This window comes from Gluconacetobacter dulcium, from assembly GCF_014174165.1.
Taxonomy (GTDB): Bacteria; Pseudomonadota; Alphaproteobacteria; order Acetobacterales; family Acetobacteraceae; genus Gluconacetobacter; species Gluconacetobacter dulcium.
Genome location: NZ_JABEQN010000023.1, coordinates 1 through 17,501 on the forward strand (window position 1 = coordinate 1; position 17,501 = coordinate 17,501).

The 17,501-nt window shown below is 63.0% G+C and carries 24 protein-coding genes and 2 tRNA genes; 20 read left to right on the forward strand and 6 right to left on the reverse strand.

The features are described from left to right. Together HLH25_RS20040 and HLH25_RS15920 are read right to left on the reverse strand one after the other, a co-directional pair. Window positions 1-472 (reverse strand): hypothetical protein (locus HLH25_RS20040; RefSeq protein WP_220791855.1); only part of this gene is annotated, 472 nt, incomplete at its 3' end. A gap of 265 nt (window positions 473-737) precedes the next feature. Further along, window positions 738-935: a transcriptional regulator gene (locus HLH25_RS15920; protein WP_182975012.1), complete on the reverse strand. Its 198-nt coding sequence runs from the start codon at window positions 933-935 to the stop codon at window positions 738-740. 101 nt (window positions 936-1,036) lie between these two features. On the opposite strand from HLH25_RS15920, the gene HLH25_RS20785 reads away from it, so the two are divergent. Further along, window positions 1,037-1,360, forward strand: coding sequence for a helix-turn-helix domain-containing protein (locus HLH25_RS20785; protein ID WP_182975013.1), 324 nt, complete (start codon window positions 1,037-1,039; stop codon window positions 1,358-1,360). Here HLH25_RS20785 and HLH25_RS15930 read toward each other — a convergent pair. After that, window positions 1,323-2,156, reverse strand: a complete 834-nt coding sequence (locus HLH25_RS15930; RefSeq protein WP_182975014.1) for a 3'-5' exonuclease — start codon at window positions 2,154-2,156, stop codon at window positions 1,323-1,325. The two genes, HLH25_RS20785 and HLH25_RS15930, sit on opposite strands and share 38 nt — an antisense overlap. Window positions 2,157-2,289: 133 nt before the next feature. Here HLH25_RS15930 and HLH25_RS15935 point away from each other — a divergent pair, with 133 nt between their 5' ends. The 12 genes from HLH25_RS15935 (at window position 2,290) to HLH25_RS15990 (ending at window position 9,604) form a co-directional block, all read left to right on the forward strand. Further along, a complete protein-coding gene (locus HLH25_RS15935) occupies window positions 2,290-2,580 on the forward strand; it encodes a hypothetical protein (RefSeq protein WP_182975015.1) in 291 nt (96 codons plus the stop codon). Then, window positions 2,577-2,864 (forward strand): hypothetical protein, encoded by a 288-nt coding sequence (locus tag HLH25_RS15940; protein WP_182975016.1) that lies wholly within the window; start codon window positions 2,577-2,579, stop codon window positions 2,862-2,864. The genes HLH25_RS15935 and HLH25_RS15940 overlap by 4 nt, the downstream gene beginning before the upstream one ends. Then, window positions 2,861-3,091 carry a hypothetical protein gene (locus HLH25_RS15945; RefSeq protein ID WP_182975017.1) on the forward strand — a complete coding sequence of 77 codons (231 nt, stop codon included), beginning with the start codon at window positions 2,861-2,863 and terminating at the stop codon, window positions 3,089-3,091. Before HLH25_RS15940 ends, HLH25_RS15945 begins: the two co-directional genes overlap by 4 nt. 22 nt (window positions 3,092-3,113) lie before the next feature. Further along, a complete protein-coding gene (locus tag HLH25_RS15950) occupies window positions 3,114-3,401 on the forward strand; it encodes a hypothetical protein (protein WP_182975018.1) in 288 nt (95 codons plus the stop codon). 109 nt (window positions 3,402-3,510) lie between these two features. Then, on the forward strand, window positions 3,511-3,765 hold the full coding sequence (locus HLH25_RS15955; protein WP_182975019.1) for a hypothetical protein: 255 nt from the start codon (window positions 3,511-3,513) through the stop codon (window positions 3,763-3,765). Continuing rightward, a complete protein-coding gene (locus tag HLH25_RS15960) occupies window positions 3,762-3,977 on the forward strand; it encodes a hypothetical protein (protein WP_182975020.1) in 216 nt (71 codons plus the stop codon). Before HLH25_RS15955 ends, HLH25_RS15960 begins: the two co-directional genes overlap by 4 nt. Then, window positions 3,974-4,525 carry a helix-turn-helix domain-containing protein gene (locus HLH25_RS15965; protein WP_182975021.1) on the forward strand — a complete coding sequence of 184 codons (552 nt, stop codon included), beginning with the start codon at window positions 3,974-3,976 and terminating at the stop codon, window positions 4,523-4,525. The genes HLH25_RS15960 and HLH25_RS15965 overlap by 4 nt, the downstream gene beginning before the upstream one ends. Beyond that, on the forward strand, window positions 4,522-5,382 hold the full coding sequence (locus HLH25_RS15970) for a DNA adenine methylase (protein ID WP_182975022.1): 861 nt from the start codon (window positions 4,522-4,524) through the stop codon (window positions 5,380-5,382). Before HLH25_RS15965 ends, HLH25_RS15970 begins: the two co-directional genes overlap by 4 nt. Then, window positions 5,379-7,049: a DNA cytosine methyltransferase gene (locus HLH25_RS15975; RefSeq protein ID WP_220791856.1), complete on the forward strand. Its 1,671-nt coding sequence runs from the start codon at window positions 5,379-5,381 to the stop codon at window positions 7,047-7,049. The genes HLH25_RS15970 and HLH25_RS15975 overlap by 4 nt, the downstream gene beginning before the upstream one ends. After that, a complete protein-coding gene (locus HLH25_RS15980) occupies window positions 7,049-7,531 on the forward strand; it encodes a hypothetical protein (RefSeq protein WP_182977200.1) in 483 nt (160 codons plus the stop codon). Before HLH25_RS15975 ends, HLH25_RS15980 begins: the two co-directional genes overlap by 1 nt. A gap of 180 nt (window positions 7,532-7,711) precedes the next feature. Further along, a complete protein-coding gene (locus HLH25_RS15985; RefSeq protein ID WP_182975024.1) occupies window positions 7,712-8,875 on the forward strand; it encodes a tyrosine-type recombinase/integrase in 1,164 nt (387 codons plus the stop codon). A gap of 372 nt (window positions 8,876-9,247) precedes the next feature. Continuing rightward, entirely contained in the window at window positions 9,248-9,604 is a 357-nt protein-coding gene (locus HLH25_RS15990) for a YidB family protein (RefSeq protein ID WP_182975025.1), read from the forward strand. Between the two features lie 28 nt (window positions 9,605-9,632). Here HLH25_RS15990 and HLH25_RS15995 read toward each other — a convergent pair whose 3' ends face one another. Then, complete coding sequence (locus tag HLH25_RS15995) at window positions 9,633-10,520, reverse strand: N-formylglutamate amidohydrolase (protein WP_220791857.1); 888 nt, start codon at window positions 10,518-10,520, stop codon at window positions 9,633-9,635. Window positions 10,521-10,715: 195 nt separating this feature from the next. On the opposite strand from HLH25_RS15995, the gene HLH25_RS16000 reads away from it, so the two are divergent. Then, a tRNA-Val gene (locus tag HLH25_RS16000) sits at window positions 10,716-10,790 on the forward strand. 100 nt (window positions 10,791-10,890) lie between these two features. On the opposite strand, the gene ruvX is transcribed toward HLH25_RS16000, so the two are convergent. Next, window positions 10,891-11,370, reverse strand: a complete 480-nt coding sequence (ruvX, locus tag HLH25_RS16005; RefSeq protein ID WP_182975026.1) for a Holliday junction resolvase RuvX — start codon at window positions 11,368-11,370, stop codon at window positions 10,891-10,893. A 76-nt stretch (window positions 11,371-11,446) separates the two neighbouring features. On the opposite strand from ruvX, the gene gatC reads away from it, so the two are divergent. From gatC to HLH25_RS16030, 6 genes are all read left to right on the forward strand, one after another. Further along, window positions 11,447-11,734: an Asp-tRNA(Asn)/Glu-tRNA(Gln) amidotransferase subunit GatC gene (gene gatC / locus HLH25_RS16010; RefSeq protein WP_182975027.1), complete on the forward strand. Its 288-nt coding sequence runs from the start codon at window positions 11,447-11,449 to the stop codon at window positions 11,732-11,734. Continuing rightward, complete coding sequence (gene gatA, locus HLH25_RS16015; RefSeq protein ID WP_182975028.1) at window positions 11,734-13,218, forward strand: Asp-tRNA(Asn)/Glu-tRNA(Gln) amidotransferase subunit GatA; 1,485 nt, start codon at window positions 11,734-11,736, stop codon at window positions 13,216-13,218. Before gatC ends, gatA begins: the two co-directional genes overlap by 1 nt. Then, window positions 13,218-14,666, forward strand: coding sequence for an Asp-tRNA(Asn)/Glu-tRNA(Gln) amidotransferase subunit GatB (gene gatB / locus HLH25_RS16020; RefSeq protein WP_182975029.1), 1,449 nt, complete (start codon window positions 13,218-13,220; stop codon window positions 14,664-14,666). Before gatA ends, gatB begins: the two co-directional genes overlap by 1 nt. 95 nt (window positions 14,667-14,761) lie before the next feature. Continuing rightward, window positions 14,762-14,854, forward strand: a tRNA-Ser gene (locus tag HLH25_RS16025). 36 nt (window positions 14,855-14,890) lie between these two features. Further along, window positions 14,891-15,085 (forward strand): hypothetical protein, encoded by a 195-nt coding sequence (locus HLH25_RS20045; protein ID WP_182977201.1) that lies wholly within the window; start codon window positions 14,891-14,893, stop codon window positions 15,083-15,085. A gap of 210 nt (window positions 15,086-15,295) precedes the next feature. Beyond that, complete coding sequence (locus HLH25_RS16030; RefSeq protein ID WP_182975072.1) at window positions 15,296-16,588, forward strand: O-antigen ligase family protein; 1,293 nt, start codon at window positions 15,296-15,298, stop codon at window positions 16,586-16,588. Between the two features lie 24 nt (window positions 16,589-16,612). Here HLH25_RS16030 and HLH25_RS16035 read toward each other — a convergent pair whose 3' ends face one another. Continuing rightward, window positions 16,613-17,113: a DUF6622 family protein gene (locus HLH25_RS16035; protein WP_182975030.1), complete on the reverse strand. Its 501-nt coding sequence runs from the start codon at window positions 17,111-17,113 to the stop codon at window positions 16,613-16,615. Window positions 17,114-17,501: the final 388 nt, after the last annotated feature.

Consider the following 17,501-nt stretch of genomic DNA (forward strand, 5'->3'; position numbering starts at 1 on the left):
TGTTCAGGGTTGAGCAAAGGCGGAAGGGACCCATGCTCCCAAACGGGCTCCAGACCCTCGGGGGGGACGGGCTCCCTTCCGCTATACATCCTCGCACATCACCAACAGACAAGGGGGGGGCAGAAGATAACGGGGCTCTGAAGCGAGGATTTTCATCTGGCGGATAGCAGATGATGTAGGGAACGGGGTCATACATAATAAACGACAGTCGCGGCCGGCTATATGATGACCGGATCAGATCCTCCACCCGCCCCATGATTCGGTTGAGATGATGGACCTGCTCTTCTGTCGACAGGGATCTAAAATCCTCCTTTTCGTCATCCGAAACCGGAGAGTGGTAGAAATCCACCGCCTTCAGGGCAGCTTGGCGCGCGTTCTCTGCGGCCTGATCGACCAGAACCTTCCGCATGGCCTGCTCGATCAGGTCCTTGAGAGCGATTTCGAGAGCGGGGGTGAGGGGGAAAGCGGTCATACAGCATCTCCCGCCGACGGCGCCGAGGCATCGACCCTCTTCATAACGAAGGCCACCAGCTTCTCCGCGTAGTCAAAAAGATCGTTTTCACGCCCCTTGCCGAGGACAACTCGCCCAAAGACGTAATCTACGGCCCACATGCGCACGGCCTGTTCCGTCGATAGGTCCGCGTGGCATCGCACGTGGGCCGCATCCGACCGGATCGCCTCCGGGTGACCCGGAGCGTCCTCGGCGGCATGTTGGGGAGTGTGAGGGACAGGAGGGGTCATGCGGCTACTCCGCTAGGGAACAAATCCGGACGCAGTTTGCTTCGGTCGATTCCGGAGGCTTTTTCAACCAGAACTACGCGCTCTGCTGGGATTTTTCCGCGTTTCTTCCAGCCGCATATGCTGGGAGGAGAGACGCCAATGGCCTTCGCCAAGGCGCAGACACCACCAGAACGCTTTATCGCGAGGTCGATCATGCTTTCCATTTTGCGATAATTAGCACAGGGCTAATTTTCTGCGCAAGTGGACGTTAGCTACAGGCGAATATGAGAATGAAATTTTATGCCATTTTGGGGTTATGAGTTTAGCAACGCGCTTGAGAACATTACGAGAACATGCAACCTTGGGTCAAGCCGAGGTTGCTGCCGCTCTCGACGTCTCCATACCGACGGTGAGTGAGTGGGAGTCCGGCAAGAAAAAGCCATCTCGACATAGGATTCCTGCGTTGGCCCGTCTCTTCGGTGTAAGCACTGATTACCTTTTGAGCGGCCAGGAGCTGCGTCTTCCAGATCGTGATGAAAATGGAGAAGAAGAATCTCTAGTGGCTTTATATAGAGCAGCAGACAGAGAGGTGAAAATTGCCGTTATGACGCTTCTCCGGGCAGCTTCTGATAAAAATTAGTTCGCTTAGTTACATTATTTCTTCTGGGTAGAATATCTGGGCGGCAAGGCGGCTCTATAAAGTTTTGCCATGACGGAAATTCAAAGTCCGACCGCGGTCTCTGACCCCTTACCCAGTAAAGCCAGATTGCCATACACATGAACGCATCTTCAAAAGCATCGTGCGTATCGCTCTTTCGATGTATGCCGATTCGTTCTGCGCAAGCCTTCAAAGAGGCAGGGTAAAAACCTTGGGCTCTAGCTTCTATCATTGTACAATATACTGGTTTTTCGGGCATCTCCTGCCTGCACATCTCGAATGATCTTTTTACAAATGGAATATCAAACGCAGCATTGTGCGCGATTATTGCATCGCACTCACTCAAGAAGTCTCGTATTTCGTCAAGTCTCTGTACGAATACCTCCTGATGCCTCAGCGTCCAGTCATCAATTCCATGTATGCGTTCGGCTTCTTTATGTGATTTTTTAAGTGGGTCAAATATAAGGTTTAAAATTTTCAAATTATTAGAGTGATCATTTTTTCTATTCACTAGTATCATTGAGAGACTTACAATTTGATCGGAACTATGTAGTCCTGTTGTTTCTATATCTATAAATAAAGGTCTATTTACGTCCTGAAGATAGCCTCCCGATCTCAGTGTATCATTACCTTGTTTCTCCGAAGGCAACGACGTAGATGCAGCGGGCTGTATGGCTGCTGGAAGACTGTCGAACTGCTCGCATGAAGGCGGCGGCAATTTGATCGGCTCGCTCGATTTTCTATCTTTCGATCCAAAGAGCCAGCGCCAAATTCCCATTTGTTCCTCCTGATTGTTACATAAAATAACCGTCTCTGGCTGGATGTGATTAGCCTTAAGCTAAAATTGCTCTTGCGTGATTAATTAGCTTGTAGCTAATAATGACCATCGCCACCCCGCGATGGAGGAACCGTTGCCCACCACCCCACAGACCATCACCGTCACGCTAGGCTCGTCCTATGTGGACCGCGTTACCGGCTTCAGCGGTATCGCAACCGCCCGGACCGAGTATCTGACCGGCCGTAGCCGCGTCGAGCTTTCACCCAGCTTGCGCCCCGACGGCAGGTTGCCCCGGCCCGAGTGGTTCGATGAGGAGCGGCTGGACCGGGCTCAGCCCTGCAACCTCGGAGGTCGTCCGAAGAAGGACGAGACCAGTCAGGAGGCTTCCGAACGCCGGGCGCGTGAACGGGCGATCCAGGCATGAGCGCGCGTCGACCGAATGCTGCGCTGGAAACCGCGGTGATCCCGCGCGCGGAACTGGACGCACAGAACGCGCTGCTGGCCTTGGCCGATCGCGCCCTTGGCCTGGTGATAGATGGCGGCCCGCATGGCGAAATGGCGCTGCTCGATCTGGAGCGGGCCTATATCCTCGCCCGCACCGTGATCCGTAACGGGATCGACAGTCGGCCGGTGCGTTTTGCCCCGACAACGGTGATGCGACGCCCCAACCGTCCACGCCGCGCCTGCATCGGCAGCATCGCGTCATGAGCAACATCGGCCGCCAAATCACGAAGCTAGTCGACGCGATCCTGGCGCACCCGCCGACAGACAACGCTGAGTTGCTGGGCGCTGCGACGCAGATAGAGCGCGATGCGGCGTCCCTTTCGGAGACCTGTCTTACCCAGGCGCGCCGCCTGCGCGATTACGCCGCCGTCCGCCAAGCGCAGATGGACGGCGCTCCCCCTGAAAACACAATCGCCCCGGATGCGCGATAGCGCGCCGGGTAGGAGAGGCATCATGCCCGCACCCCTGACCGAGGAACAGTTTTCCCGACTGCTGGGCCGATGCTCTTACGCCAAGCAGCGCCGGATTGCGAAGCTGGCGAAGGACATCGAATATCTTCAGCGCACGGCGGCAACGAGTCGCTTCATGGGCAACCCGGAGATGCACAAGGTGCTGACCGGCATCATCTGCGACAACGTGCTGGAGATCGAGCACATCCTGCTGCGCGATCCCGGCGTGCCCGAGATCCCGGCGCCGCCGGGTGGCTGCGTGATGCTGCCGCATTACGGGCGCGTGTCATGAGGGGCGTTGAACAGCCGAGCGTCAGCCCGTTTCGTGCGATCCTGATCGCGATCTGTGCCGGCATGCTGTTCTGGCTGGCCGTGGCTCTGACTGTCCTGTGGGGGCCGTCATGAGCAAGCTGCAAGCGCCCAGCCATCCGATGCCGGATCAGGAAGGTCATTACTGGGCAAAATGGTGCATCGCTTCCGATGGCACGCGGGATGGCGACGAGCTGACCCCCAGCAACAAATGGGAAATCGTTCAGGTCAACGACAATAACGGCGAGGAAATGATGCGGTTTACTGTGTCTGTTCCCGGCGTCGAGGCAGCCCAATGGCTCGATTGCTTCGTGTGGGGGCCGCGCGTGCCGGAGTATCGCGGATGACCAATTCCCATATCCGGACGCCGATGATGTGCTGGCTCGCCATCATCATCGCCCTGCGCGCCTGCCGCGATTGCGCGGGCCGGGGCTGGATTCGCACCACCTGGTCGGGCGGCCGGGATCTGTTCGTTTTTCGGAGCGTCGATGCCTTGGCGATCTGTGCCGGTTGCGATGGTGACGGGCGGCAGGTCTGGGCGCGGGGAGGGGCGGCATGAGCAAGCAGCGATACGCTTGGGTGCCGTCCGAAACCGGCGACGAGATGACGCTCATCGTGGACGGCAAACGTGCGGGCGCACTGATCCTGTGGGAAGACAACGAGGACCGTAGCCAAGGCTGGACCTGTGTTGTGGTGACGGAAGACGGCGACGATCGGGAGCTTATGACGCCCGACGCATTTTGGACGCCTCTTGAGAAAGCGCAGCGGTTTTTGCTGGATGCAGTGGGGCTCGGTGATACCGATGCACCGGTATCGGAGGTACCGCAGGAGCCGGCGGTCACTCGGTTGGAACCTGGGCGTGAGGTCGCACTGACGTGCTCGATCGCCGCAATGTTGCGCCGGGAGCGCGGGAAAAGCGGCATGAGCCAGCAGGATCTGGCTCGGGCAGTCGGGGTCAAGACCGATGTCGTAAAGGACTGGGAGGCGGCTTTGCGTCAGCCTCGCATGGCGCAACTGCTCGATGTCTTGTCGGTTCTCGGCGCGCTGCCTCGCGCGATGCACGAGATCCTTGCAGAAAATGCAAAGAATTGGGGAGCGCAGTCATGAACGCCATCTCGCGCCCCGCCCTCCGCTGGCATGGCGGCAAATGGCGTCTTGCCCCGTGGGTGATCGAGCATTTTCCGCCGCACGATTGCTATGTCGAGCCGTTCGGCGGCGCGGCATCCGTCCTGCTGCGCAAGCCGCGTGTCGGCGCCGAGGTCTATAACGACCTGGACGACGACGTGGTCGGCTTGTTCCGGGTCCTCCGCGACGCCGAACAGGCGCAACGTCTGATCGCCCAGCTACGCCTGACCCCGTTCGCACGGGCCGAGGATGCCGATTGTCGCCGGCCGGCGCCCGGTGCGGATCCGGTGGAGCGGGCGCGGCGAATGATCGCCCGGTCGTTTATGGGGTTCGGGAGCGACAGCAGCCGGCAGGACCGCACCACGGGCTTCCGCTCATCGACCAACCGAGACAGCGGGAAATCGACACCGGCCCGCGACTGGTCGAACTATCCGGATGCGTTGCGCCTGATCGTGGATCGCCTACAGGCGGTCGTGATCGAGCATCGCGACGCGATCGAGGTCATGCGCCAACATGATCGGCCGACGACGCTGCATTACGTCGATCCGCCGTATCTGCCGGCGACGCGGCGCCTGTCGCATCGGGGTCATGGATACGTCCACGAACTGACGACAGAGGATCATAGCCGGCTGCTGGCCGCGCTGTGCGAGCTGACCGGCATGGTGGTCCTGAGCGGCTATCCGCACCGGTCCTATGACGCCGCGCTGCCTGGCTGGATGCGCGTCACCACCAGTACCCATGCCGACGGCGCCCAGCCGCGCGTCGAGGCGCTTTGGATCAATCCGGCTGCCCAGCAGGCCCTCGCGCAGCAGAGTTTGCCGTTTGGAGAGGTAGCATGAACGTGCTTGCCCCGATCGGCCGTTTGGCGCCGATGCAATGGTCCCTGGACACCGCTATCAACGTGGTTCTATTCGCGGGCCTCGGTGGCGCCTGTGCGGGCCTGGAGGATGCGGGCCTGCCGGTCCACGTCGCCAACAACCACGACCCGGTGGCGTTGGCCGCGCACGCCGCGCTGTTTCCGCACACGAGGCACGTCAAGGGCGATATCTTCGACGTCTGCCCGATCGCGGCGACTGGCGGCAGGGCTGTGAATTTTCTCTGGGCGTCCCCGGATTGCCGCGATCACTCGGTCGCCAAAGGCGCGGCCCCGCGATCGGCGCGGGTGCGCTCCCTGCCGTGGCAGGTCTGCCGCTGGATCGGCAAGACGCGGCCGGTGGCGGTCGGCATGGAAAACGTCCGGGAAATCCGTGGCTGGGGGCCGCTGATCGCCAAGCGGGACAAGGCGACCGGCCGCGTCCTCAAGCTGGACGGCACCGTGGCCGAGCGGGGCGAGCGCGTGCCGCGTCACCAGCAGCAGCTCGTCCGTGACAAGCGGCGTGCTGGCCGGAGCTACCGTGCGTTCGTCGCGCATATCCGGGGGCTGGGTTACGATTATCAGGACCGCGATCTGTGCTGCGCCGATTACGGCATCCCGACCAGCCGCCGACGCTGGTTCGCGGTGGCGCGGCGGGACGGCCAGCCGATCGAATGGCCCGAGCAGACGCACGCGCCGGCGGACAAAGCCAAGGCCCTCGGCCTGCGGCCATGGGTGGGTGCCCACACGATCATCGACTGGTCGATCCCGATGCAGTCGATTTTCGACCGTGCCCGGCCGCTGGCCGCGAATACCAATCACCGGATCGCAGTCGGACTGCGGAAATTCGTTCTGGATTCGCCACGGCCGTTCATTTTGCCGCTTACCCATACAGGCGGTGTGCGCGTCCATGACATGCAGGAGCCTCTGCGGACGCTGACGACTGCGCATCGCGGCGAACTGGCGGTCGTGGCGCCGACGCTCGCGACACTTGCGCACGGCGACTTCCCCGGCGAAATCCGGAGCCCAGTCGATATCCGGAAGCCTATCGGCACCCTGACTGCTGGTGGAAACAAGTTCGCCTTGGTCGCCACCTGGATGGTTCAGCACAATTTCACGGTCGCCGAAGGCGTGATCGGTGCCAGCATGGATCAGCCTCTTTCGACGTTGGTCACACGCGGCACACAGAAATACGTCGCGGCGGCCAGCCTGACGAAACTGCGTGGCACCAGCACGGCGGCTGACGTTCGAGATCCGGTACCGACGCTTTCGGCCGGCGGGAACCATGTCGCGGCGGTCGCGGCGTTCCTGACCAAGTATTACGGGCAGGGCGGCGTCGCCCAGGGCGTGGAGGATCCACTGCATACCCTGACCACACTGGCCCGGTACGGAGTCGTCACCGTCCAGTTCCAGGGCATGCCGCATGCGCTGTCCGACATCCTGATGCGGATGCTCGCCCCATCCGAGGCTGCCGCTGCGCATGAGCTGACGCTGCCGGAATGGATCGAGATCGACGGAAAGCGCCGGCGCCTTACCAAATCGGAAAGCATGCGCCTGATCGGCAACAGCGTGCCCAAACGCATGGCCACCCTGCTGGCCCAGGCAAACCGCGTCACCGCCCTCGATCGGGCGGCGGTGATCGCTGCGGAGTGATGATGGAACAACCTGTCAACGATAAGGCCGCAGCGTCGTTCTTCGCGATGCTCGACCTCCATGCAAACTCCATCAAGGCAACGGTAAGACCGGATGCCAAAGTGACGATCATCGTCCGAGCGCCCGAGGCGCTGCCTCATGAGGCGATGATTTCGACCAATGATAACTTAGCCGTGGTGCGGGTGGCCGTTGCGCACTTCGCTGCGCAGGCCGATCGGCACCCTGCCGACGGCTCCTACGAGCGCGGTGTCCAGAATGGCCGCGAGGCCGGCATTACCATCGGCCGACATCAGGCGCAGGCGGTCATTGCTGCCGCGATCAAACTGGCTTGGTCAGAAGAGGGCACCGCATCGATTCTGAATGGCAGGGATCCGGCCGCATTCGATCCATGGCCCGAGATGGATGCGCTCCTGACTGCACTGGAACAGGCGCGGCCGGGATGGCGGACCCAGGCGCGGATGGAAGGCACGCTCGATGGTTGAGGCACCCTACCTGAAGCTCGACCGCGTGCTTGCCGATTTACGGGGGATCGTGGGGCGCACGAAGCTCCTGGCGCACCTGAAAGCCATGCCGTCATTCAATGGTGCGCCCACGCATCGGAGGATCGGCAATAAGATTCTCTTTCGTCCCGAAGATATAAAATGCTTGCTTGAAAGTCTGGAATGCCCCTCGCCATCGTCAAGCGGAAAGGCCGCGAAACACTCTATGTCCGTGGAACCGTCCGAGGACAGGGCATATTCGAAAGCACAGGCACTACTGACCCGAAGCAGGCAGAGGCTTACAGAGCAAAACGCGAGGCGGAACTCTGGGAGGAGTCGGTCTATGGCAAGCGGGCTGTCGTAACGTTCGCGAGTGCCGTAACCGCATATCTTGAGGCCGAGCAGAGGAGCGCAACGACGCTGACACATACAGACCGACTGTTGCGGCATTTTGGCACGCGCAAGGTCAACCAGATAGGCCAGGCTGATCTTGACCAGGCATACAAGGCGATCCTGACCAAGGGTGCCGAGACGTCGGCCGCAACCAAGATAAGGGCCGTCCTGACGCCACTGCGCGCCATCCTCGAGTTTTCAGCCATTCGCGGGTGGTGCTCCAAACCAGCGTTCGAGCGGCCCCGGATCACTCAAACCAAGATGCGGTTCCTGCGGCCCGATGAGGCGACCGATCTGGTCAACGCCGCCGCACCGCATGTGCGGCCGCTGCTGGTATTCCTGATCGCAACCGGTGCGCGGATGTCGGAGGCCCTGGAGCTGGAGTGGCAGGATGTCGATCTGGACGGGTGCCGGGCCGTTGTATGGCAAAAGCAGGGTGATGAGCGGCATATCGACCTGCCGCCTGTGGCGGTGTTGGCCTTGACCGGGATCGCTCACCGGACCGGCCGCGTGTTTCGCCCTGTTCGGAGCCGCCGCCCTGTTGGAGCTACAGCCGGCAAAGAGATCGGAGAGGGGTATCACGACACGGGCCGAACGGGCGGGGGGCAGATCAAGAGCGCATGGGCTTTCGCCTGCAAGCGCGCGGGGCTGCCGGGTCACGAGCGCGTGTGGTTACCGAAGGGTAGCCGGTCGGAAAAGCGCCAGTTCGTGCCCGACCTGACGCCGCATAGCCTGCGTCACACGTTCGCCACCTGGCACTATTGCGTCCACAAGGACCTCCTGAAGCTCAAGGAGGATGGGGGCTGGCAGACCATCACTATGGTAACGCTCTATGCGAAAAAGATGCCGGATTACTATCGGGCGGCGATTCGGACTTGGCTCGCTCATACGGACTGGACAGACATCGCCGGATGTGTGCCAAATCCGTGCCAAGCGCGAGATGGTGATAAATAACCGAGAGATATCAATTTAATAAGCGGTCAGCCCGTCGCCTTCACACGGCGGGGGTCACAGGTTCAATCCCTGTCGCACCCACCATCCGACCGGAAAAATCCCGTTTAAATCCTGCGATCTTGATCGCGTTCGATACGGCTATTGGGCCATGTCGGCCGTGGACGTGTGTTTGGCGTCGCGATTTTTTCTTGACACTTAAAAGTGATCTGAGCCATCAAAATTGGGTTGCAGCGTTTCGTTTGAACGGCTGCTTCTTGGACGTTTCCTCCCTAAACTTGGCGGTGCTTCGGCACCGTCTTTTTTTTGTCCGGGCCCTTTGGCCGATCCCTGGCGATCGGCCTCTACTGAACCAATCGGCATTGAAGGTGGATCATGGCGGGACTTTTCGACGGACTGGTGAACAAGCTGACGGAACTGGCGGACAGCACGGGGCTGACCGATCAGGTGCATCAGCATCTGGCCGACCTGACGTCGGCCAACGGTATCTCGACCTTGCTGGCCCAGGCGGAACAGGCCGGGCTGGGGGACAAGGTGCGCTCTTGGATCGGCACTGGCGAGAACCTGCCGGTGTCGGCCGACCAGTTGCGTTCGATTCTCTCGAACCAGCAGGTGCAGGCGCTGGTCGACAAGACGGGCCTGCCGGCGGCGACGATCCTGCCCGCGCTGGCGCAGTTTCTGCCGGCCGCGGTCGATCATCAGACACCGGGCGGCGCGCCCCCTTCCGCCTGAGCGCCTCCGCGCATTTTCGGTCAGGCTCTCAGCCCGTCCGGATGCCGGACGGGTGGGCCAGGTCGGTGGCGATGCCGGCCAGCGTGCGCAGCAATGCGGTCATGACGGTGCGGATGTCGCCGAACCCGGTATTCGGCGTCAGGCCGTTTTCATCCATGTAGAGCGCGCGGCCGATTTCGACCTGGAGCGCGTGGCACCCCGTTGCGGGTCTGCCGTAATGGCGCGTGACGTAGCCGCCGGCATAGGGGGTGTTGCGGTTGGTCCGGAACCCGTGGGACCGCAGGCAGGCCTCGGCTGCCTCGGTGAGCGCGGCCGCGCAGGACGACCCCCAGGCGTCACCCAGCACGAAATCCGGCATGTCGTACGCGCGCAGGCCGGTGCCGGGCATCGAGTGGCAATCGACCAGCACGCAGACGCCATGGGCCGCGATCTGGGCCGCGATCAGGGCCGACAGGGCGGCGTGATAGGGAGCCCAGAAGCGGGCGATTCGGTCCGTTGCCTCCCGAAGCGGCAGGCGGGTGCGATAGATGGGCGCGCCGGATGCGGAGATGCGGGGAATGACGCCGAGGCCCGCGCGGACCCTCGGCGTGATGGTCGTGCGCTCGGGGGGCATGGACTCGGTGAACATCGTGGGGTCGAGTTCATCCGAATCGCGATTCACGTCGCAATAGATGCGCGGGAAGGTGGCGTGGATCAGGTGGGCGCCGACGCCGGGGGCGCCGGCCAGCAGTTCGTCGACGCGGAAATCCTCGCTGCGGCGCAGGAGCGTGCGGTCCAGGCGCGACAGGGTGAGGAAATCCTGCGGGTAGGCGTGCCCTGAATGGGGGGAGGCGACGACCAGGGGCACGCCCGCGATCAGGGGCGGCACCAGCACGAAAGGGCTGAGAGGCGCTACCGATGTCGTGTCCGATATCATGTCCGATATCGTGTCCGATTCAGCGGGGACCGGGGAGGCCGTGTGCGTCACGCGCGGCCATCCGGCGCGGTCGGAAGGATATTATCCTTATTTTTTAATGTGTTGGCGGAAACGGTCACTGGCTCGTCATTTTTTCCGTACGGATGGGTTGCGCAACGCCGGTTGCCCGGCTAGAAGCCTGTTCACCGAACGGATGGGCGCATAGCTCAGCGGTAGAGCACTACCTTGACATGGTAGGGGTCACAGGTTCAATCCCTGTTGCGCCCACCATCCTTCGGGCTCCCTTTCTGAAAAAAACGATAGAGATCGTCTCAAAAGACGATCGCCGCGTGTGTGGGTCGCGGAAGCGGCGCATGGGGCGGGCGTGTTTTCAGGCAGGCTCCGATCGCGTGGTCGAGGCGTCCAGCGCCGCTTGCAGCATGTAGGCGGCCGCCAGCTTGTCCACCAGTTCGGCGCGGCGCTGGCGGGTGAGGTCGGCGTCCTGGATCAGCATGCGGTTCACCGCGCTGGAGGACAGGCGTTCGTCCCACATCGCGGCGGGCAGGCCGACCAGGGCCGACAGGTTCAGCATCCAGTCATGTGCCGCCTGGGCCGCCGGGCCGAAGCTGCCGTCCATTGACAGCGGCAGGCCGCAGACTAGGCCCCCGACGCCCTCACGCGTCGCGATCCGGCCGATTTCGGCGGCGATGGCGCCCAGCTTGCCGCGTTTGAGCGTGCCGTAGGACGAGGCCAGCATCAGCAGCGGGTCCGACAGGGCGAGGCCGATCGTCTTCTGGCCGGGATCGATGCCCAGCAGGCGTTGGCCGCGGCCCAACTGGGTGCGGATCTGGTGCATGTTGAACAGGGGCATGGTCTGGGTCTATGGTCCGCGCGGTATCCTGACCGGCAGGATATTCCCCCCAGATGATAATGGAAAGTTGTGCTTCATGTCGCTTGACCCCGCGACGGTCCGACGTATCGCCAGATTGGCACGGATCGGTATCGACGAGTCCGACCTGCCCGCCCTTCAGCGGGAACTGAACGGCATTCTCGGCTGGATCGAGCAATTGAACGAAGTCGATATCGACGGTGTCGAACCCATGGTCGGCACCGGGCACGCCGCCCTGCGCATGCGCGAGGATGTGGTGACCGACGGCGGCGTACGCGATGCCGTGCTGTCGAACGCGCCCGATGCGGCGGGACCGTACTATACCGTGCCGAAGGTGGTGGAATGATGCTGACTGAACTCACGATCGCCGCTGCCCAGGGGGGGCTGCGTCGCCGCGAATTCTCCGCCACGGAACTGGTGGGGGCGCATGTCGCGGCCATCGAGCGGCTGAACGGGCGGCTGAATGCCTTTATCACCGTCACGTCCGATCTGGCGCTGGATGCCGCGCGGCGGGCCGATGCGATCCTGGCCGGCGGCGAGGACGCGCCGGCGCTGACCGGGATTCCGCTGGGGATCAAGGACCTGTTCTGCACCGATGGCGTGCGGACGACGGCCGCCAGCCGGATGCTGGAAGACTTCGTGCCGCCCTATGAAAGCACGGTGACGGCGAACCTGCTGGCCGATGGCGCTGTTTTTGTCGGCAAGACGAACCTGGACGAGTTCGCCATGGGCTCGGCCAACATCACCTCGGCCTTCGGTTCGGTGGAGAATCCGTGGAAGCGGGCGGGGGATGAGGCGACCGTGCTGGTGCCCGGCGGGTCGTCCGGCGGGTCGGCGGCGGCGGTGGCCGCGCGGCTGGCCATGGGAGCGACCGGGACCGATACCGGCGGGTCGATCCGCCAGCCTGCCTCCTATTGCGGCATCGCGGGGATCAAGCCGACCTACGGACGGTGCAGCCGCTGGGGGACGATTGCCTTCGCCAGTTCGCTGGATCAGGCCGGACCGATGGCGCGTACGGTCGAGGACTGTGCCATCCTGCTGCAATCCATGGCCGGTTTCGATGTGCGGGACAGCACCAGCGTGGATATCGCGGTGCCGGATTATCGCGCGGCCTGCGGCCGGTCGCTGAAGGGCATGAAGGTGGGTATTCCCGCCGAATATCGTGTGGCGGGCATGCCTGCCGAGGTCGAGGCGGCGTGGGAACAGGGCATCGCGTGGCTGCGTGACGCGGGATGCGAGATCGTCGAGGTGTCGCTGCCTTACACGAAATACGGTCTGGCGACCTATTACATCGTGGCGCCGGCGGAATGTTCGTCGAATCTTGCGCGCTATGACGGTGTGCGATTCGGCCGCCGGGTGCCCGGTGAGTCGCTGGATGCGCTGTATGAGGCGACCCGGCGGGAAGGGTTCGGGGCCGAAGTGCGGCGCCGGATCCTGATGGGGACCTATGTGCTGTCGGCCGGCTATTATGACGCCTATTATCTGCGGGCGCAGAAGGTGCGGAACCTGATCCGCAAGGATTTCGAGAATGCGTTCCGGACGGTGGACGTGCTGCTGACGCCGACCGCGCCGTCGCCCGCCTTCGCGCAGGGCGAGAAGATGGATGATCCGGTGCAGATGTATCTGAACGACGTGTTTACCGTGCCGGCCAGCATGGCCGGCGTGCCGGCGATGTCGGTGCCTGCCGGGTTGAGTGCATTCGGCCTGCCGCTGGGCTTGCAGGTGATCGGCCGGTCGTTCGACGAGGAATCGGTTTTCGCGGCGGCCAGTGCCCTGGAGCGGGCGGCGGGCTTCACGCATCGTCCGGCCGTGCGCGCGGAGGTGGTGTGATGACCTATCTGATCGAAGGGCGCGACGGCCCGTGGGAACTGGTGGTGGGGCTGGAAGTCCATGCCCAGGTCATCAGCCAGTCCAAGCTGTTCTCGGGGGCTTCGGCCTCGTACGGTGGCGAGCCGAACACGCATGTCAGTCTGGTCGATGCCGGGTTTCCGGGCATGCTGCCGGTCATCAACCGGGAGTGCGTGGCGCAGGCCGTGCGCACCGGGCTGGGGCTGAAGGCGCGGGTGAATCTGGAAAGCCGGTTCGACCGCAAGAATTATTTCTATGCGGACCTGCCGACGGGGTACCAGATCAGCCAGTTTACGCATCCGATCATCGGCGAGGGTGCGGTGGAGATCGAACTGGCTGACGGTTCGACGCGCATGATCGGCATTACCCGCCTGCATCTGGAACAGGATGCTGGCAAGTCGATGCATGATCAGGACCCCGCGCGTTCGTTCATCGACCTGAACCGGGCGGGTGTCGCGCTGATGGAGATCGTCAGCGAGCCCGATATCCGCTCGCCGGAGGAAGCGGGGGCGTATCTGCGCAAGCTGCGCATGATCCTGCGGTATCTGGGCACCTGCGATGGCAACATGGAAGAAGGCTCGATGCGTGCCGACGTGAACGTGTCGGTTCGCAAGGCCGGGGAGCCGTTCCGGACGCGCTGCGAGATCAAGAACGTCAACTCGATCCGCTATGTCATGCAGGCGATCGAGGTCGAGGCCGTGCGGCAGGTGGAAATCTGGGAAAATGGCGGTTCGGTCGATCAGGAAACGCGCCTGTTTGACCCGGCGCGCTCCGAGACGCGCTCGCTGCGCAGCAAGGAAGATGCGCACGATTACCGCTATTTCCCCGACCCCGACCTGTTGCCGCTGGTGATCGAGGAGGCGTGGGTTCAGGATCTGGCCGGGAAGCTGCCGGAACTTCCGGATGCGAAGCGTCAGCGTTTTCAGGATGAATATGGCATTCCGCGCTATGACGCGGGTGTGCTGGTGGCCGAACAGGCGACGGCCGATTTCTATGAGACGGTGGCGCGCGGGCGTGATCCGCGGCTGGCAGCGAACTGGGTGATCGGTGATTTCTTCGCGGCCCTGAACCGCACCGGTCGCACGATTCAGGATAGTCCGATCAGTGCGGATGCGCTGGGCGGGATGCTGGACCTGATCACCGATGGCACCATCAACGGCAAGATCGCCAAGGATGTGTTCGAGGAGATGCTGGAGACCGGTGAGGCGGCGGCGGAAATCGTCGAGCGCAAGGGGCTGCGGCAGGTGACCGATACGGGGGCGATCGACGCTGCCGTGCAGGCGGTGCTGGACAAAAACCCTGACAAGCTGGCGGAATATCGCAGCGGCAAGGACAAGCTGTTCGGATTCTTCGTCGGGCAGGTCATGAAGGCGATGGCCGGCAAAGGGAATCCGGCGCTGGTGAATGAGGCGCTGAAGAAAGTGTTGTAATCGCCGGGGAACCGGCGGTTTGGGGTTTGACGGCGCTGTGGTGACAGTCTACAAGCAGCGCTGCAAACGCCGTGTTGATAAACACGCTCCTCGGCGGAGGGGTGGCCGAGTGGCTGAAGGCGGCGGTTTGCTAAACCGTTGTACGGTGTCAAGCCGTACCGTGGGTTCGAATCCCATCCCCTCCGCCAATTTCCTTTTCCTGAAAATAAATGCCGGTCTGACGCATGGTGTGCCTGTTTGGCATGCCGTTCTGCTGTTTTTCACGAATGGGTGAAAAACTCTGTCGGGCACGGCCGTGCTGCGTGATCCCAAAGATTGGGGAGGCAGGCGAAGACTATGTCGGCTTTATGGGCCGACAGCCGGTCAGCGGCACGCTGCTGGAGGCGTTGGCGCTGTTTCCGGAATTCAACCCTGCCTGATCCGTCGTGAGACGCCTGTTGTCTGACGAATGGTTTTCGGAAGTGCGGATGATGAATGGACGCGCGTGATGCTCTGACATCGGGGCGGCGTGCTGCGTATGCGCGTTGCCCGTCGGGTGCTGAAACAATTCGTGCCGGTCGGTCTGGTCGCCAGGGATGCGTGCGCGCCTGTATGGGGGACTACGAACGGGCAAGCGGCGTTATGTGGGGATGATGGTTGATAAGGTAGGCGGGCGCCTGGGCGTGCCCGATGGCGTGATGCGCGGAATCGCCGTGGCGATGACCCTGATGTTGCCGTTCTTCCTGTTGCGGGGGCGGGCGATCAGCGACGGATTCATGACCGGCATCGCCGTGCTGTTTTTGCTGCATTGCGTGCGCGTGCGTGATCGCGGCTGGTGGCGGGGGTGGCCGGTGTTCGCCCTGGCGTTCTGGGGATGCGCGATCCTGTCGTCGGTGATGCATGGCACCGGCCATGCGGTGGCCGAGGCGTTCGTGCTGGGGCGGTTTCTGCTGTTCTGCGTGGCGCTGGAACGCTGGGTGCTGCGCGATGGCGCGGCGCGGCGCTGGCTGGGGGGGGCGGTGACGTTGGCCGCCCTGTGGCTGGTCGTGGAATGCTGGCAGCAATATCTGCTGGGGACCAATCTATGGGGGTATCCGCGCTGGGTGGATGGCGCGCTGACCGGGCCGTTCTACAAGCCGCGTGCGGGGGCGGCGCTGCTGATGGTCGTTTTTCCGGGCCTGATGGTTTTTGCCGTGCGATGGCTGGAGGCGCCGGCGTGGCGGACGCGGCTGGCCGGTGTCGGGCTGATCATGTTCCTGACATTGACGATGATTCTGATCGGGCAGCGTATGCCCGCGCTGCTGTTCGGCCTGGGGCTGGTCGTCATGGCCGTGCTGATCCGCCGGTTGCGCTGGCCGGTGCTGGCCGCCGGGTTGGTGGGCGCGGTGGGGCTGGCCCTGCTGCCCGTGCTGTCGCCGCCGGCCTATGCGAAGCTGGTGGTTCGTTTCATGGACCAGATGCAGCATTTTTCCGACAGCGCCTATGGGCAGATCTATATCCGTGCCGGGGTCATGCTGGAGGACCATCCCTGGCTGGGGGTGGGGGTGGATGGGTTCAGGAATGCCTGTGCCGACCCGGTCTATGTTCGCGATCTCGTGCTGTTCGGCCGGACATTCGCGAGCCGTGGCGTTGCGGTGGGGTGCAACATTCACCCGCACAATATCTATCTGGATGTGGCGACTACGGCGGGGCTGGTTGGGCTGGGCTGTTTCCTGGCCATGGTGGCGTGCTGGTTGTGGCGGATGATCCGGGCACTGTCGCCGGTGCAGGCGCCGCAGCAGGCGATGCTGTGCGTGACGGCTTGTGTGATGCTGTGGCCGCTGGCGTCCAGCAGCGCGCTGTTTACGGCGCGCACGGCGGGCTGGATCTTTCTGATGGTCGGCTGGGGGCTCGCGGCCTCGGCTGATATCGCGGGTGAGAGCCGGGGCGATCGTCGTTCGTGATCGTGCCGGGCTCTCGTGGGGCGTTTATGCCGTCATGCGGCCTGTGGCTGCGTACTGGCGGCGGAAGGCCAGCGCCCAGCCCAGGAAGTAGCCTGCCAGCGCCCCGGACAGTGCGGCGCGCAGCAGGCCCAGTGCGAACCGTTCTTCCGGTCTCATCGCTATTGCCATGCCGATGGCGAATTGCGCGGCGAACAGGCTGACATTCCGCACCAGCGGCCATGGGGTGGCTGTGCGGTGCACGAGTGCGCGGGCGCGGTCGATCGTCATGTGTCGTGGCCCGATCCGGTAGCCGGCGGGTATCATGCTTGCCGCCGCCACCATCCAGGTCAGGGAGGGGACCATGCTTCCTTCGGATCGTGAGATCAGGCCCGAGAGGCCCCACAGGATGAACACGATCGGCACCAGCGCCACCCGGCGCAGCGGAATGGTATGGTCGGACAGGGCGCGGGAGCCCTGCCAGACCAGATAGGCCAGCAGCAGCCAGACCCAGAGCGGCACATGTGAGACGATCATCGGGGCAGACACGGGGTGCTCCGTTCATGGTTGGTGGTTCGACCACGTCATGTTGCGGAGATCGGACGGTGCGGGCAGGGCCGGTTTCGCCAGTGTCTCGCCGTTTTCGCGGATGGATGCTTATATGCCGTTCGCGAAGCGTGAATGGGGGACGCCTTGGACGATGCGCTGGCGGCGGTGCCGTGCGAGCTGAAGCGGCGGGTCAGCTTTGCCTTTGCGACCGCCATCGCCATGACGTTCCTGGCCCCATGGGGCAGCGCGCATCTGCCGCTGCCGCGACGGGCGGTCGAATGGCTGGTCTGTATCGCGATTTGGGAAGCGGCGGTGTGGCTGGTGCGCGGTGGCGTGACGCGGCGGTTTGGTGGTGGGCGCGCGGGGGGGGGGCGGACATTCTTTCGCG

What these genes read in the sequence shown, in the direction of transcription:
- HLH25_RS15920 (WP_182975012.1), bottom strand. Translation starts at nt 935, where the DNA reads ATGATCGACCTCGCGATAAAGCGTTCTGGTGGTGTCTGCGCCTTGGCG.
- HLH25_RS20785 (WP_182975013.1), top strand. Translation starts at nt 1,037, where the DNA reads ATGAGTTTAGCAACGCGCTTGAGAACATTACGAGAACATGCAACCTTG.
- HLH25_RS15930 (WP_182975014.1), bottom strand. Translation starts at nt 2,156, where the DNA reads ATGGGAATTTGGCGCTGGCTCTTTGGATCGAAAGATAGAAAATCGAGC.
- HLH25_RS15940 (WP_182975016.1), top strand. Translation starts at nt 2,577, where the DNA reads ATGAGCGCGCGTCGACCGAATGCTGCGCTGGAAACCGCGGTGATCCCG.
- HLH25_RS15945 (WP_182975017.1), top strand. Translation starts at nt 2,861, where the DNA reads ATGAGCAACATCGGCCGCCAAATCACGAAGCTAGTCGACGCGATCCTG.
- HLH25_RS15950 (WP_182975018.1), top strand. Translation starts at nt 3,114, where the DNA reads ATGCCCGCACCCCTGACCGAGGAACAGTTTTCCCGACTGCTGGGCCGA.
- HLH25_RS15955 (WP_182975019.1), top strand. Translation starts at nt 3,511, where the DNA reads ATGAGCAAGCTGCAAGCGCCCAGCCATCCGATGCCGGATCAGGAAGGT.
- HLH25_RS15960 (WP_182975020.1), top strand. Translation starts at nt 3,762, where the DNA reads ATGACCAATTCCCATATCCGGACGCCGATGATGTGCTGGCTCGCCATC.
- HLH25_RS15965 (WP_182975021.1), top strand. Translation starts at nt 3,974, where the DNA reads ATGAGCAAGCAGCGATACGCTTGGGTGCCGTCCGAAACCGGCGACGAG.
- HLH25_RS15970 (WP_182975022.1), top strand. Translation starts at nt 4,522, where the DNA reads ATGAACGCCATCTCGCGCCCCGCCCTCCGCTGGCATGGCGGCAAATGG.
- HLH25_RS15975 (WP_220791856.1), top strand. Translation starts at nt 5,379, where the DNA reads ATGAACGTGCTTGCCCCGATCGGCCGTTTGGCGCCGATGCAATGGTCC.
- HLH25_RS15980 (WP_182977200.1), top strand. Translation starts at nt 7,049, where the DNA reads ATGATGGAACAACCTGTCAACGATAAGGCCGCAGCGTCGTTCTTCGCG.
- HLH25_RS15985 (WP_182975024.1), top strand. Translation starts at nt 7,712, where the DNA reads ATGCCCCTCGCCATCGTCAAGCGGAAAGGCCGCGAAACACTCTATGTC.
- HLH25_RS15990 (WP_182975025.1), top strand. Translation starts at nt 9,248, where the DNA reads ATGGCGGGACTTTTCGACGGACTGGTGAACAAGCTGACGGAACTGGCG.
- HLH25_RS15995 (WP_220791857.1), bottom strand. Translation starts at nt 10,520, where the DNA reads ATGATATCGGACACGACATCGGTAGCGCCTCTCAGCCCTTTCGTGCTG.
- ruvX (WP_182975026.1), bottom strand. Translation starts at nt 11,370, where the DNA reads ATGCCCCTGTTCAACATGCACCAGATCCGCACCCAGTTGGGCCGCGGC.
- gatC (WP_182975027.1), top strand. Translation starts at nt 11,447, where the DNA reads ATGTCGCTTGACCCCGCGACGGTCCGACGTATCGCCAGATTGGCACGG.
- gatA (WP_182975028.1), top strand. Translation starts at nt 11,734, where the DNA reads ATGCTGACTGAACTCACGATCGCCGCTGCCCAGGGGGGGCTGCGTCGC.
- gatB (WP_182975029.1), top strand. Translation starts at nt 13,218, where the DNA reads ATGACCTATCTGATCGAAGGGCGCGACGGCCCGTGGGAACTGGTGGTG.
- HLH25_RS20045 (WP_182977201.1), top strand. Translation starts at nt 14,891, where the DNA reads ATGGTGTGCCTGTTTGGCATGCCGTTCTGCTGTTTTTCACGAATGGGT.
- HLH25_RS16030 (WP_182975072.1), top strand. Translation starts at nt 15,296, where the DNA reads ATGATGGTTGATAAGGTAGGCGGGCGCCTGGGCGTGCCCGATGGCGTG.